Below are 13,854 nucleotides of genomic sequence, written 5' to 3' on the forward strand. Positions count from 1 at the left end.
GGACCCCCGCAGTCCGGGGCCCCACCGAGGAACCGCTACCGCACCGAGAAGCCGTACACCGTCTCCGAGCGGAACACCTCGCCCGGCCGCAGCACCGTGCTGGGGAACTCCGGACGGTTCGGCGAGTCCGGGAAGTGCTGCGTCTCCAGCGCGATGCCCGCGCCCGGCTCGAACGGCTCCCCGATGTGGTCCGCCGTGTACACCTGGATGCCCGGCTCCGTGGTGGCCACCGTCAGCACCCGGCCCGACGCGGGGTCGTACAGCTCGGCCACCTCCTCGGGGGCCGCCGTCACCCCCTTGTCCAGCACGAAGTTGTCGTCGTAGCCGCCGCCCGCCTTGCGCGCCTCACGGAAGTCGTAGCGGGTGCCGGAGACGTCCACGGGCCCGCCGGCCGGGATCAGATCGGGACCTGACGGCGTGTACCGGGACGCGGCCACCCGCAGCTCGTGCCCGCCCGCGGCGCCGGAACCGGCCAGGTTCCAGTACGTGTGGTTGGTCAGGTTCACATGCGTCGGGGCGTCCGTCACCGCCTCGTACGCGATGCGCAGCGCGCCCCGCTCGTCCAGCGTGTAGGTCACCGTGACCTCCAGCCGGCCCGGGAAGCCCTCCTCGCCGTCCTCGGCGACCAGCGACAGCCGCAGCCCGTGCGCGACCTCGGTGACGTCCCAGACGCGCTTGTCGAAGCCCCGCTCACCGCCGTGCAGCGAGTTCGGCCCGTCGTTCGGCGCGAGGACGTGCTCGGTGCCGTCCAGGGTGAAGCGCGCGCCGCCGATCCGGTTCGCGTACCGGCCGATCAGGGCGCCCAGGAAGGGCTCCGGGTGCGTGAGATAGCCGTCCAGGCCGTCGAACCCCAGCACCACGTTCCCGGTCCGCCCGTCCCGGTCCGGCACCTCGACGTCCTGCACGATCCCGCCGTACGACAGGATCCGTACCCGTACGCCCGCCCGCTCCAGGGTCCAGCGGTGCACCGGCGTGCCGTCGGAAAGTGTGCCGATGAGTTCGTTCATGTGCGAAACAATAGGTCACGGCCCCGGCGCCGTGACCGCCCGGTACGCGATCTCCGCGAGCTCCGCCTGTCCCTCCACGCTCGGGTGGAACCAGTCCCAGCGGCTCAGCTCCGCGGTGCCGAACCGGTACGCGTACACCTCGCCGCCGTCGGTGCGGCAGCGGCGGTCCTCCGCGCACACCTCGCGCAGCACCTCGTTGTAGTCCTCCACCCGCTGCCGCACCGTCGCCCGCCGCTCGGTCGCCGCCGTGTCCGTCGCGTCCGCGTCGCCCAGCATCGACGGGCAGATCCCCAGCTTCCAGATCTGCTGGCCCAGCGCGCTGGTCCGCCCCTGCGACCACAGCCGCTTCAGGTCCGGCACGCTCGCCACGTACACCTGCGTCCTCGGCAGCGCCTCGCGCAGGGTGCGCATCGCCGCCTCGAAGTCCGCGCGGAACTCCTCCACCGGCGTCATCGCGGCCACGCTCTCCCGGCAGGCGTCGTTCGCCCCCACCATCACCGCCACCAGCTCCGGCTTCCGCTTCACCGCACGCGCCATCTGCCCCGGCAGGTCCTCCATCCGGGCGCCGGTCACCGCGTAGTTCCAGCTCCGCCCGGCCGCCCCGGCCCGCCCCAGCAGCCGTACGGCCAGACTGTCGACCTGTGCGCTGTCACCCGTCGCCCACGACACCTCCGGGCAGTCCGTCAGCACCGCGCACGCGTCGAACCCCCGGGTGATGGAGTCGCCCACCGCGGCCACCGAGTCCGGGCGGGTGTCCCACAACGGCGTCGGCCTGGGGGAGGGCGACTTCGGGACGGCCGCACCGGGCTTCTCCCCGCCGCCCGCGTCGCAGCCCGCCACGCCGAACGCGAGGGCCGCCACCGCGGCGAGCACGGCCCGCGCACGGCGTCCCCGCCTCCGCGTCGCCTGTGCCATCCGCCGCCTCCCCGAGCGTCCCGTCCCGTCCGTGCCGTCCCCCAACCCATAACAACGCGCGGGAGTTCCCGCTTCTCCGAGGGGCCCGTCCGGAATGAACCCCGGGCGCCCGCACAGACGTCCTGCCGGGTGAAAGGCACGACTTTCCCGCCACCGGGACGGACGGTACGTCACACTCCTTGCCCCGTCGCACGGTAGCCTCGCCCTCAACGCGGCCCGCCGGGCCGTGACCGCACCGCCCGATCGAAGACGACCCGCTCAGCCCGGAGGTTCCGGTGACGACTCGTGGAGTTCTGTACGTGCACTCCGCGCCGCGCGCGCTGTGCCCGCACGTCGAGTGGGCCGTCGCCGGGGTGCTCGGCACGCGCGTCAGCCTGGACTGGATCCGCCAGCCGGCCGCCCCCGGCACCTGGCGCTCCGAGTTCTCCTGGCAGGGTCAGGCCGGCACCGCCTCCAAGCTCGCCTCCGCGCTGCGCGGCTGGCAGATGCTGCGCTTCGAGGTCACCTCCGAGCCGTGCCCCACCGCCGAGGGCGAGCGCTACAGCTGCACCCCCGACCTCGGCATCTTCCACGCCGTCACCGGCATCCACGGCGACATCCTCATCCCGGAGGACCGTCTGCGCGCCGCGCTGGTCCGCTCCCGCACGGAGGACACCGACCTGGAGTCGGAGATCGCCAAGCTCCTCGGCAAGCCCTGGGACGACGAACTGGAACCCTTCCGCTACGCGGGAGAGGGCGCCCCGGTCCGCTGGCTCCACCAGGTCGTCTGAGGACGCCTCGCAGGGACGCGCCCAAAGGGGCGCGGGGAACCGCGCGACAAGCCCCCACCGGCCCGCAGGCAGGCGAAACCACAGAAGGGGCCCACCCTTCGAAGGTGAACCCCTTCCGACAACCGCCCGTGGGCGATCAGATCGTCCGGAACGCCAGCACCACGTTGTGCCCACCGAACCCGAACGAGTCGTTCAACGCGGCGATCCGCCCGTCCACGGGCAGCTTCCGCGCCTCACCACGGACGACGTCCGCGTTCGCCTCGGCCTCGGGGTCCAGGTTCTCCACGTTGATCGTCGGCGGAGCCACCCGGTGGTACAGGGCCAGCACGGTGGCGACCGACTCCACGCCGCCCGCGCCGCCCAGCAGATGACCGGTCATCGACTTCGTCGCGGACACCGCCATGTGGTCCGCGTCGTCCCCGAACACCTTCCGCAGCGCCTTCAGTTCGGCGATGTCACCGGCGGGCGTCGACGTCGCGTGCGCGTTGACGTGCACGATCTCCGCCGGGCCCAGGTCCGTGCGGTCCAGCAGGTTCTGCAGGGCGTGCGAGATGCCCCGCCCCTCCGGCTCCGGCTGCACGATGTCGTGCGAGTCGGCCGAGATGCCCTGGCCGACCGCCTCCGCGTACACGCGGGCGCCGCGCGCGGCGGCGTGCTCGGCGGACTCCAGGACGATCACGCCCGCGCCCTCGCCCATGACGAAGCCGTCCCGGGCGACGTCGTAGGGGCGCGAGGCGCCCTGCGGGTCGTCGTTGTTCTTGGACATCGCCATCATGTTGCCGAACGCGGCGATCGGCAGCGGGTGGATGGCCGCCTCCGTGCCGCCCGCGACGACCACGTCGGCGCGGCCGGTGCGGATCATCTCGATGGCGTAGCCGATGGCCTCCGCGCCCGAGGCGCACGCGGACACCGGGGTGTGCACGCCCGCGCGGGCGCCCACGGCCAGACCGACGTTCGCCGACGGGCCGTTCGGCATCAGCATGGGGACGGTGTGCGGGGAGACGCGGCGGACGCCCTTCTCCTTCAGCACGTCGTACTGGTCCAGCAGGGTCGTCACGCCGCCGATGCCGGAGGCGATCACGGCGCCCAGCCGGTCGGGGTCGACGTTCGGGTCCTCGCCGGCCTTGGCCTCGAACCCGGCGTCCGCCCACGCCTCCTTGGCCGCGATCAGCGCGAACTGCGCCGAGCGGTCCAGGCGGCGGGCCTGCGGCCGGGGGATGACCTCGGTGGGCTCCACGGCCACCGGGGCCGCGATACGGACCGCCTGCTCGGCGGCCCACTCCTGCTCCAGGGGCTTCACGCCGGAACGCCCGGCGACGAGGCCTTCCCAGGTAGAGGCCGCGTCGCCACCCAGCGGTGTGGTTGCGCCGATACCGGTGACGACCACGGTGCGATTGGTCGAGCTCATCGGAATTCTTTCTCCAACGATTGACGAGGATGCGTACGGCGCCACCGCCGGGTGGCGGGGCCGGGTAGCTCCCGGCCCTGGCGGGGCTCACGCCCCGCGCGTGCTCAGGCCTGGTGCTTGAGGATGTAGTCGGTCGCGTCGCCGACGGTCTTGAGGTTCTTGACGTCGTCGTCCGGGATCTTGACGTCGAAGCGCTCTTCGGCGGCGACGACGACCTCGACCATGGACAGCGAGTCGACGTCCAGGTCGTCGGTGAAGGACTTGTCCAGCTGGACGTCCTCAACCGGGATGCCGGCGATCTCGTTCACGATCTCCGCGAGACCGGCGACGATCTCTTCCTGAGTGGCGGCCATGGTGGCGCTCCTTCGTTGTGATTCCAGAGGGTGTGGCGGTGTTTCCTCCTGTACCGGATGCATGATCCGGCACGGAGTGCCTAGGGGAGGGTAACGACAGTCGCGGCGTACACGAGACCCGCCCCGAAGCCGATGACGAGCGCGGTGTCGCCGCTCTTCGCCTCGCCGGTCGCCAGGAGCCGCTCCATCGCGAGCGGGATCGAGGCGGCCGAGGTGTTGCCGGTGGTGCGGATGTCACGGGCGACCGTGACGTGCTCCGGCAGTTTGAGGGTCTTCACCATCGAGTCGATGATCCGCACGTTGGCCTGGTGCGGGATGAAGACGTCCAGGTCGTCCGCGCTGATCCCGGCCGCGTCCAGCGCCTGCTGGGCGACCTTCGCCATCTCGAACACGGCCCAGCGGAACACCGCCTGGCCTTCCTGGGTGATCGCGGGGAGCTTCAGGTCGCCCTTGCTGTCGCGGGGAAGCTCCGCGAGGTCGCCGCCGAAGCGGTCCCACGCGTAGGTCTGCTTGATCGTCTCCGCCTTGTCGCCCTCGGAGCCCCACACGGTCGGGCCGATGGCCGGCTCCTGCGAGGGGCCGACGACGACGGCGCCCGCGCCGTCGCCGAACAGGAAGGCCGTCGCGCGGTCCTCCAGGTCGGTCAGGTCGCTCAGCCGCTCCACGCCGATGACCAGGACGTACTCGGCGGACCCCTCGACGATCATGCCCTTGGCGAGGGTCAGGCCGTAGCCGAAGCCCGCGCAGCCGGCGGAGATGTCGAAGGCGGCGGCCTTGTCCGTGCCGAGCTTGTCGGCGATCTCGGTCGCGATGGCCGGGGTCTGCGCGAAGTGCGACACGGTCGACACGACGACGGCGCCGATCCGCGAGGCGTCGATGCCGGCGTCCGCGATGGCCTTGCCGGACGCCTCGACCGACATCGCGGCGACGGTCTCCTCCGGGGAGGCCCAGTGCCGGGTCTCGATCCCGGAGCGCGAGCGGATCCACTCGTCGGACGAGTCGATCGTCTCGAGGATCACCTCGTTCGGCACGACCCGGGTGGGGCGGTAGCCGCCCACGCCGAGGATGCGCGCGTACGGGGCGCCCTTGCTGGGCTTGATCTTCGCCATGCGGGTCGGCTCCTTAAGGGCGTCAGGCGGCGTGCTCGGCGACGAGCTCGCGGGCCGCGTCGAGGTCGGCGGGGGTCTTCAGGGCCAGCGTCTTGACGCCGGGGAGGGCACGCTTGGCCAGGCCGGTCAGGGTGCCACCGGGGCACAGCTCCAGGAGGGCCGTGACGCCGAGCTCCTTGAAGGTCTCCATGCACAGGTCCCAGCGGACGGGGTTGGCGACCTGGCCGACCAGGCGCTCCAGCACCTCGGCGCCGGACGCGACCGCCCTGCCGTCCTTGTTGGACACGTAGGCGACCTTGGGGTCGGCCGGGGAAAGGGCCTTGGCGGCCTCCGCCAGCGTGTCGACCGCGGGGCCCATGTGGTGGGTGTGGAAGGCGCCGGCGACCTTGAGCGGGACGACGCGTCGGACGCCCTCGGGCTTGTCGGCCTCCAGCGCGGCGATCTGCTCCATGGTGCCGGCGGCGACGATCTGGCCGCCGCCGTTGATGTTCGCCGGGGTGAGGCCCAGCTTCTCCAGGTGCGGCACGGTCACCTCGGGGTCGCCGCCGAGCAGCGCCGCCATGCCGGTCTCGGTGATCGCTGCGGCGTCGGCCATGGCCAGACCCCGCTTGCGGACCAGGGAGAGGGCGGCGGCGTCGTCGAGGACGCCGGAGAGGGCGGCGGCGGTGATCTCGCCGACGCTGTGGCCGGCGACCGCGCCAGGGTTGATGTCACCCAGTGCCGAGGCGGACAGCAGCCCGGCCGCGACCAGCAGCGGCTGCGCGACGGCGGTGTCGCGGATCTCCTCCGCGTCGGCCTTCGTGCCGTAGCGGGCGAGGTCGAGTCCGATGGCGTCCGACCACGCGGCGACGCGGTCGGCGGCACCGGGGAGTTCGAGCCATTCGGTCAGGAAGCCGGGCGTCTGGGAGCCCTGGCCGGGAGCGACGAGTACGAGCACTCTCACACTCTCTCTTGCGTACGGGCACGGCCGCCCGTGGGGACAAGGACGAAGAACCGGAGGGGGTTTTGTCGACCCCCGACAAAAGACTAGGTCTGGAGATCACCATCGGCCAGACGCCCCAGGATCAGCGCGATCCGCAGGGTGAACGCCGAGCGTACATCGGAGGGTGACCAGCCGGTGACGTCTGTCACACGTCGGAGCCGGTAACGAACGGTGTTGGGGTGAACGAACAACATCCGCGCCGCGCCTTCGAGGCTGCTCGCCTGCTCGAGATACACGCTGAGCGTCTCGAGCAGCGCCGCGCCCGCCTCCTCGAGCGGTCTGTAGATCTCCTCCACCAACTGCTCGCGCGCCCCGGGGTCGCCGGCGATCGCGCGCTCCGGCAGCAGATCGTCCGCCAGCACCGGGCGTGGGGCGTCCTGCCAGGCGGAACACGCCTTGAGGCCCGCGGCGGCGGCCTGCGCGGACCGGGTCGCGGCCAGCAGGTCGGGCACCACGGGTCCGGCCACGACGGGACCGGCCGCGTACGGGCCGATCAGCGACTTCGCGACGGCCAGCGGGTTGTCGCTGCCGCCCGCGATGACGACCAGACGGTCGCCGAGGACCCCGGTGAGGACCTGGAGCTTGGCGTGCCGGGCGGCCCGGCGGATCGCCTCCACGGTCAGCTCGGAGTCGCCGTCGGGGGCGGTGCCGAGCACCACGCACACGTGCTCCGGGGAGTTCCAGCCGAGCGCGGCGGCCCGCGAGACGGCGCCTTCGTCGGCCTCGCCGCTGAGCACGGCGTTGACCACCAGGGACTCCAGGCGGGCGTCCCAGGCACCGCGTGCCTCGGCGGCCTGGGCGTACACCTGGGCGGTGGCGAAGGCGATCTCCCGCGCGTAGACGAGGAGCGCCTCGCGCAGCACGCTCTCGTCGCCGGGGGCCGCCACCTCGTCGATGGCGGACTCCATCACCTCGATCGTGGTCCGCACCATCTCCACGGTCTGCCGCAGCGTGATGGCCCGGGTCAGCTCGCGCGGCGCGGTGCCGAAGACGTCGGTGGAGATCGCCTGCGGGGCGTCGGGGTGCCGGAACCACTCGGTGAAGGCGGCGATGCCCGCCTGGGCGACCAGGCCGATCCAGGAACGGTTCTCCGGTGGCATGGCCCGGTACCAGGGCAGCGTCTCGTCCATCCGCGCGATGGCCTGGGCGGCGAGCGAGCCGGACGACTGCTCCAGCCGCTTCAGCGTCGCGGAGTGCGGATGGGCGGGGCGTGCGGCGGGTCCGGGGGTACTGGTTTCGGGTTCGGGCACGGGACAAGACTGCCTTATCCGGGCGGCGGGCCGTGCCCCGGGTCGCGCCCGCCCCCGGACCCGTGCCCCGTGCCCGGGCTCCGGTGCCCCCGCCGTGCGCCGTCCCGGCCCCCCTTGAGGAGGGCCTACCGTGGAGGGCGTGATGGACGTCAGGCGAGCGAGCGAGCGCTACAGGGGCGGAGACCCGGCGGCGGGCATCGAGTCGTGGCACGCCCTGTCCTTCGGCCCCCACTACGACCCGGACAACCTGCGCTTCGGCGCGGTGATCGCCTGCAACGAGGAGCACCTGGGCCCGGGCGCCGGCTTCGACGAGCACCCGCACAGTCACACCGAGATCGTCACGTGGGTGATCTCCGGCGAGCTGACCCACCGCGACTCCGAGGGCAACGAGACGGTGATCCGCCCCGGCGACGTGCAGCGCCTCAGCGCGGCGTCGGGCGTCCGCCACGTGGAGCGCAACGCGGCCCGCGTCCCGCTGACCTTCCTCCAGATGTGGCTGGCCCCCCTCAAGCCGGGCGGCGAACCCCGCTACGAGGTCGTCCGCGGCATAGCCGACTCCACTCCCTACGCCCTCCCGGAGGCCGGCGCGATGCTCCACGTCCGCCGCCTCTCCCCGGGCGAACGCATGGCGGTCCCCGCGGCACCGTATGTCTACCTCCATGTCACCCGCGGCACGATCCGCCTCGACGGCGAATCCCTGACCCCGGGCGACGCGGCCCGCCTCACGGACGAGAAGGACGCGGAGGCGGTGGCGGAGGGGGAGGCGGAGGTCCTGATGTGGGAGATGTCGGGCTTCTGAGGCCCGCACCGTGGGCGCCGGGCCAGCTCCTCCGGCATCGTCGGGCCGTTCAGCCGCTCCAGCACCATGTCGGTGCCGGTGACGTCGTACACCCGCGGGACCGGGTAGCCGCACTCCGCGAGGTGGGTCATCACCCGGGCCTCCGGCTCGGTGGGCGGTCCGCCGTCGCGGTGGCGCCGCAGGACCCTGTCCGCGTCCAGCTCGAACACGTCGGCGTCCCGGCCCTGTGCGATCAACTCCATGGCGAGCAGTGTGCGTCGATGTGACGCGAGAGCACCGGCCCCGGCACGGTGGACCCGTGCCGGGGCCGGTGGAGTACAGCGGAGCTCAAGGGCGCCTCAGAAGGTCAGGCCCCAGCTGCTGATGTAGCCCGTGTCGCCGCCGTAGTTGTCGGTGACACGGAGCTTCCACGTGCCGTTGGCCGTCTCCGAGGAGGCGTTCACGGTGTACGTGGTGTTGATGTTGTCCGTGGAGCCGCCGGTGCCGGAGGACTTCAGGGTGTAGACCGAGCCGTCGGGGGCCACCAGGGAGACCGTCAGGTCACCGATGTAGGTGTGGACGATGTTCACCGGGACCTGGAGGACCGACGGGGCGTTGCCCGAGACGCCGGTGACGGTGATGGGGGACTCGACCGTCGTGTAGTCGCTGATCGTGTACCGCGTCGAGCTGGTGAACGTCTTGCCGGCCGGCGGGGTGGTGCCGCCGTTGCCGCCGACGTGGAGCAGACGGTTCGGGGAGCCGGTGCCGGGGCTGGTGACGACGCCGGAGACCGAGTTGGCTATCAGCGCGGAGGCGACCTGCGACGGGGTGGCCGACGGGTTGTCCGCGAGGTACAGCGCCGCGGCGCCCGCGACGTGCGGGGTGGCCATCGAGGTGCCGGAGATGGTGTTGGTGGCGCTGTCGCTGGTGTTCCAGGTCGACGTGATGGACGAGCCCGGCGCGAAGATGTCCAGGTTCGAGCCGTAGTTCGAGTAGCTGGCGCGGGCGTCGGTCGACGTGGTCGCGCCGACGGTGATCGCCTCGGCCACCCGGGCCGGCGAACCGGTCGCGGTCGTCGACTCGTTGCCCGCGGCCACGGCGAAGGTGACGCCGGCCGCGATGGCGTTGCGGACCGCGTTGTCCAGCGTGGTGCTGGCGCCGCCGCCGAGCGACATGTTGGCGACGGCCGGGAGGACGGCGTTGGCGGCGACCCAGTCGACGCCCTCGATCACGCCTGCGGTGGTGCCGGAGCCGTTGTTGTCCAGCACGCGCACGCCGACGATGCTCGCCTTCTTGGCGACGCCGTACGCGCTGCCCGCGACGGTGCCGGCGACGTGGGTGCCGTGGCCGTTGCCGTCCTGGGCGACGTTGTCGCCGTCGACCGCGTCGTAGCCGTTGCGGGCGCGGCCGCCGAAGTCGCTGTGGGAGATGCGCACACCGGTGTCGATGATGTACGCGGTGACGCCCTGGCCGGCGGTGTCGTCGTAGGTGTACGACCCGCTCAGCGGCAGCGCGGTCTGGTCGATGCGGTCCAGGCCCCAGGACGGCGGGTTGGTCTGCGTGGCCTGGATGGTGAAGGTGCGGTTCTGCTCGACGAGCGCGACCGAGGGGTCGGCGGCCAGCTCGGCGGCCTCCGCCTCGGTGGCCTCCACGGTGTAGCCGTTGACGGCCTCGCGGAAGGTGTGCTCGACGTCCGCGCCGTACTTCTTGGCCACGCCCTTGCCCTGGGCGGTGGTGGCCTTGGTGCCGGACTTCAGGGTGACGATGTAGCTGCCCTCGACCGCGTTCGGCGCGTCCGCGTAGGCGATCGTCCCCTTGGGGGATTCGGCGGAGTGCGCGGCGGGAGCGGTGAACAGACCGCCCGTGAGAGCCGCCGCGGCGACCGCGCCGACGCCGACGATCGATCTGCGCCTGGCGTTTCGCATCACTGCCATCTGAGGGTTCCTCCTCGACAGGTGGGGAGTGTGGGGGTGACGCCTCTTGGGGGAGAGGCGCCGCACGGCGCACGTCCGTACCGGATCGCCGGGACGCACGAATGTCAGGAACATGCCAAACACGGACGCCGTGGCCGTGATCCGCATGTCCTGTCGCCAGGCGAAAGATTGATCTGTCTACGCGGATTGCACAAGGGGTTCGGCCGCTCGTTAACGTCGGTGCCACAAAGCCGTGGTGACACAAGGTCATCAACTAGCACAGATACGCTGCGTAAACATGATCACCGTCACAGTGACGGCGTGAGACGGGTGGCGGTGAAGCGTTCCGCATACCGAGACGGGAGGGGCGGGACCCGGATACCGAGACGGGAGGGGCGGGACCCGGCTCTCCGACGGCCGTGGCCCCGCCCCTTCCGCCCCGCTCACTCCTCGTCCCGCAGCCTCTCCACCAGCTCCGACAGCGCCTCCGCCGCCTCACCGTGGCCGAGGGCCGTCAGCCGTTCCGCCGCCGTCCCGAGCCGGCCGAGCGCCGCCGCACGCCGCTCCAGGTAGACGCCCTCCACGACACCTGCCAGCCGCACGCACTCCGCCCACTCGCCTGCCTCCGTGGCGTCCTCGCCCGGTTCCCCGATCAGCCCGAGGGCCTTCTCCAGTGCGGCCAGCGCCTCCTCGTAGGCGCCGCCGTACGCGTTCACCCGCCCGTGCTCGTAGGCGAGGGCGGAGTCCAGTGAGCGGCCGTGCGCCACGAACCCGGCGGCGCGGGCCGCGTCGGCGACCCGGCCGGCGTCCTCCAGGAAGGCGCGGGCGCCCGCCAGCCCCTCCGGGCCCTGCTGGTGCGCCTGGAGCCGGGCCAGCTCCCGCAGCGCGTTGCTGAGCATCTCGAACCGCGGGTCGCGCGCGTGCGCCGCGAGCGCCCGGTCCACGGCCTCCCGCGCCTGCCCGAACTCCCCGGCCTCACCGAGCAGTACGGCCGTCTCCGCCGCGATCATGGCGTGGCTGCCCGGGTCGTCGTCCCAGCCCGCCGACTCGGCGGCGAGCGCCACGAACTCCGCCGTGGCGGCCTTCAGGTCCTCCCCGGCGTGCAGCGCGCGGGCCCGCGTCAGCCGCAGCTGGGCCACGAGCCGGTCGTTCAGCCCGCCGTCCACGACGTCCGGCTCCAGCAGCAGCGAGTCGAGCAGGGCGATGCAGTCCTCGACCCGGCCCAGGTCGAGGCTGAGCTGGGCGGCATTGCTGTACGTGCAGAACGCGTCGAACCGGTTGCCCGCCCGCAGGTCCAGCTCCGCCGAGCGGGTCAGATGGCGCAGCGCCTCGTCCGGGCGACCCAAGTGCATGCATGCCTGGGCCAGTTCGCCGTGGAGGGTCGAGGCGTCGACGGTGTCGCCGGGCCACTCGGCGGCCAGCCGCAGCCCCTCGGCGAGGCTCGCGTGGGCGGCCTCCGCGTCGCCGAGACCCAGCTGGATCTTGCCGCGCAGGGCGAGCACACGCGGCAGGTGCCAGGCGGGACCGTCCGTCCGCAACAGCCCCGCCAGCGCGTCCGTCTCGGCGAGCGCGGCGGGCAGGTCACCGGCGATGGCGTGCGCGGTGGCCCGCAACAGCCGCGCCCCCGCGATCTGCCCGGGCAGGGCGTACCGAGTGGCGAAGTCGTGCAGCAACTCCGCCTCCGCGAGGACGGAGGCGACGAGGTCACGGTCCCCGGACGCCTGAAGCCGCAGCCCGAGCGTGCTGACGCGCAGCCGCAGCAGCCGCGCCTCCAGGAACGGAGCGAGCCCGTCCGCCTCCTCGTGCAGCCGCACGAGCGCCTGGTGGGCCTCGGTCAGGGCATCGGTGTGAACGCCGGCTTCGTGTCCGGCGTCCTCCGGCCCCACCCGCACCGCCGCCAGCACCGCCTGCCCGTGGGCCAGCGCCGCGTGCCCCGGGAGCCCCGCGTCCTCGTAGAGGCCCGCCGCCTCCTCGTACAGCGCCGCCGCTTCCGCGTACGCGTCCCTGCGGTCCACCAGTGTGGCCTCGTCGTCCAGGAGGTCCGCGCGGAGCTGTATCAGCGGGCCCACGGAGGGGTCGTCCGGGTGGGTGTAGTCGCGAGCGGCGGTCAGCTCGCGGAGGCGGGCCCAGCAGGCGTGGGCGTCCGGGTGGCCCTGCTCGTCCAGCTCCCGGGCCCGGCGGATGAGCTCCGCCGGCGACTCGGGGAGCGGCTCGGCGGGAGCCGGGGCCGGAGCCGCCGGGGCCACGTCCTCCAGGGTGCGCGGGCGCAGCGTCAGCTCCAGCGACTCCAGCAGCGGCGCCTGCGCCAGACGGGCCCGACGCCGGTCGCCGTGCGTCGTCGTGCCGTTGCGGGCGTCGAAGCGGGCGGCCAGGTCGTCGGCGCGCCCCCGCACCTCGGCCCGCAGCTCCGTCACCGTCCAGCTCCGCCCGGGGAACCCGGCGGCCGGCAGCGCCCCGTGGCCCAGCGTCTCCACGCGGGCGAGCAGCACCTCCACGCCGTTGAGCAGGTCGAGCAGGGCCAGCGGCGAGTCGACCTCGTCGAACAGGTTCCGGTTCTCCGCGAGCAGCTCAAGAGCGCGCGCCTCGTTGCCCGTCAGCGCGCAGAACTCCAGGTGGCGGCCGATCTCCCCGGCCATCGACGGGTTGCGGCGGCAGCCGCGGTAGCCCGCCAGGTGCAGCCCCCGCGCCTCGTCCGTACGGCCCGTCCGCAGCAGCGGCAGCAGCGCGTACGAGACGGAGCGGGCCGGCTCCTCCTGGCAGGACTCCTTGCCCGCCAGCACCGGCGCCCAGACGCGCAGCGCCCGCTCGTCGTCGCCCGCCGCCAGGTGGTACAGGGCGCGCTCACAGGTCTCGCACGCCTCGCAGTCGCTGAGCAGGCTGCGGGCGCGGCCCGCCCACAACTCGTAGGCGAGGGCGGTGTCCTCACCGACGTGCGCCGCGAGCTGGTACGCCTGCCCGTAGTACGGCTGGAGGTCCAGCCCCGCCTTCTCGTAGCGGTCCCGCATCTCCGTCTGCCACTGGCGCAGACTGGCCAGCGGTATCTCGGGCAGGCAGCGCAGGGCGTTGGCGACCCACTTGAAACGCCAGAACAGCTGGTGGCGCAGCCGGTCGTCGAACACGTCCGGCCGCTCGTCGAAGAGGTTCAGCAGCCGGGCGAAGACGACCGGCGACTTCCGCGGCTCCGAGCCGTAGGTGTACGCCTCCTGGAGGTCGAGGAGGGCGTGGATCAGCACGGCGGGCTCGCCGAACAGCTCGGCCGCCTCGGCGAGTTCCTCGGCGGCGACGGTCCGGGTGCGGCCGTAGGGGCGGGCGTCGTTCTCCCGCAGCGCCGCGTACAGCTCGTCGGTGGTCTGGGGCGGGGTCTGCATC

Annotated in this window: 11 protein-coding genes; 2 read left to right on the plus strand and 9 right to left on the minus strand. The window is 72.9% G+C overall.

What is annotated here, in order from left to right; all coding sequences use genetic code 11:
- Positions 1-35 precede the first annotated feature (35 nt).
- The gene (locus ACQY0Z_RS13400; RefSeq protein ID WP_189901612.1) at positions 36-1,007 is read right to left on the minus strand and encodes an aldose epimerase family protein; all 972 of its coding nucleotides are present in this window, start codon (positions 1,005-1,007) and stop codon (positions 36-38) included.
- 15 nt (positions 1,008-1,022) lie between these two features.
- Positions 1,023-1,922: an SGNH/GDSL hydrolase family protein gene (locus tag ACQY0Z_RS13405; RefSeq protein WP_254587296.1), complete on the minus strand. Its 900-nt coding sequence runs from the start codon at positions 1,920-1,922 to the stop codon at positions 1,023-1,025.
- Between the two features lie 275 nt (positions 1,923-2,197).
- On the opposite strand from ACQY0Z_RS13405, the gene ACQY0Z_RS13410 reads away from it, so the two are divergent.
- Positions 2,198-2,692, plus strand: coding sequence for a DUF3145 domain-containing protein (locus ACQY0Z_RS13410; protein WP_006134787.1), 495 nt, complete (start codon positions 2,198-2,200; stop codon positions 2,690-2,692).
- A gap of 136 nt (positions 2,693-2,828) precedes the next feature.
- Here ACQY0Z_RS13410 and fabF read toward each other — a convergent pair whose 3' ends face one another.
- From fabF to fasR, 5 genes are all read right to left on the minus strand, one after another.
- Positions 2,829-4,100, minus strand: coding sequence for a beta-ketoacyl-ACP synthase II (gene fabF, locus ACQY0Z_RS13415; RefSeq protein WP_347226211.1), 1,272 nt, complete (start codon positions 4,098-4,100; stop codon positions 2,829-2,831).
- Between the two features lie 104 nt (positions 4,101-4,204).
- Complete coding sequence (locus ACQY0Z_RS13420) at positions 4,205-4,453, minus strand: acyl carrier protein (protein WP_004931691.1); 249 nt, start codon at positions 4,451-4,453, stop codon at positions 4,205-4,207.
- 80 nt (positions 4,454-4,533) lie between these two features.
- The gene (locus tag ACQY0Z_RS13425; protein WP_189901606.1) at positions 4,534-5,562 is read right to left on the minus strand and encodes a ketoacyl-ACP synthase III; all 1,029 of its coding nucleotides are present in this window, start codon (positions 5,560-5,562) and stop codon (positions 4,534-4,536) included.
- A gap of 22 nt (positions 5,563-5,584) precedes the next feature.
- Positions 5,585-6,499 (minus strand): ACP S-malonyltransferase, encoded by a 915-nt coding sequence (locus ACQY0Z_RS13430; RefSeq protein ID WP_189901604.1) that lies wholly within the window; start codon positions 6,497-6,499, stop codon positions 5,585-5,587.
- A gap of 89 nt (positions 6,500-6,588) precedes the next feature.
- Complete coding sequence (gene fasR, locus ACQY0Z_RS13435; protein ID WP_189901602.1) at positions 6,589-7,794, minus strand: fatty acid biosynthesis transcriptional regulator FasR; 1,206 nt, start codon at positions 7,792-7,794, stop codon at positions 6,589-6,591.
- A gap of 142 nt (positions 7,795-7,936) precedes the next feature.
- Between fasR and ACQY0Z_RS13440 the strand changes: the two genes are divergently transcribed.
- On the plus strand, positions 7,937-8,593 hold the full coding sequence (locus tag ACQY0Z_RS13440; protein WP_254587298.1) for a pirin family protein: 657 nt from the start codon (positions 7,937-7,939) through the stop codon (positions 8,591-8,593).
- A gap of 338 nt (positions 8,594-8,931) precedes the next feature.
- On the opposite strand, the gene ACQY0Z_RS13445 is transcribed toward ACQY0Z_RS13440, so the two are convergent.
- Complete coding sequence (locus tag ACQY0Z_RS13445) at positions 8,932-10,506, minus strand: S8 family peptidase (RefSeq protein WP_439812313.1); 1,575 nt, start codon at positions 10,504-10,506, stop codon at positions 8,932-8,934.
- Positions 10,507-10,928: 422 nt separating this feature from the next.
- Positions 10,929-13,853 carry a hypothetical protein gene (locus ACQY0Z_RS13450; RefSeq protein WP_439812314.1) on the minus strand — a complete coding sequence of 975 codons (2,925 nt, stop codon included), beginning with the start codon at positions 13,851-13,853 and terminating at the stop codon, positions 10,929-10,931.
- Between the last annotated feature and the right edge of the window lies 1 nt (position 13,854).

Origin of the sequence: Streptomyces sp. P9-2, assembly GCF_051903975.1 — a bacterium.
Taxonomy (GTDB): Bacteria; Actinomycetota; Actinomycetes; order Streptomycetales; family Streptomycetaceae; genus Streptomyces; species Streptomyces cellulosae.

Excerpts from the sequence above, each read along its gene's own strand:
- ACQY0Z_RS13440 (WP_254587298.1), top strand. The coding sequence starts at position 7,937 with ATGGACGTCAGGCGAGCGAGCGAGCGCTACAGGGGCGGAGACCCGGCG.
- ACQY0Z_RS13445 (WP_439812313.1), bottom strand. The coding sequence starts at position 10,506 with ATGGCAGTGATGCGAAACGCCAGGCGCAGATCGATCGTCGGCGTCGGC.
- ACQY0Z_RS13450 (WP_439812314.1), bottom strand. The coding sequence starts at position 13,853 with ATGCAGACCCCGCCCCAGACCACCGACGAGCTGTACGCGGCGCTGCGG.
- fabF (WP_347226211.1), bottom strand. The coding sequence starts at position 4,100 with ATGAGCTCGACCAATCGCACCGTGGTCGTCACCGGTATCGGCGCAACC.
- ACQY0Z_RS13420 (WP_004931691.1), bottom strand. The coding sequence starts at position 4,453 with ATGGCCGCCACTCAGGAAGAGATCGTCGCCGGTCTCGCGGAGATCGTG.
- ACQY0Z_RS13425 (WP_189901606.1), bottom strand. The coding sequence starts at position 5,562 with ATGGCGAAGATCAAGCCCAGCAAGGGCGCCCCGTACGCGCGCATCCTC.
- ACQY0Z_RS13405 (WP_254587296.1), bottom strand. The coding sequence starts at position 1,922 with ATGGCACAGGCGACGCGGAGGCGGGGACGCCGTGCGCGGGCCGTGCTC.
- ACQY0Z_RS13400 (WP_189901612.1), bottom strand. The coding sequence starts at position 1,007 with ATGAACGAACTCATCGGCACACTTTCCGACGGCACGCCGGTGCACCGC.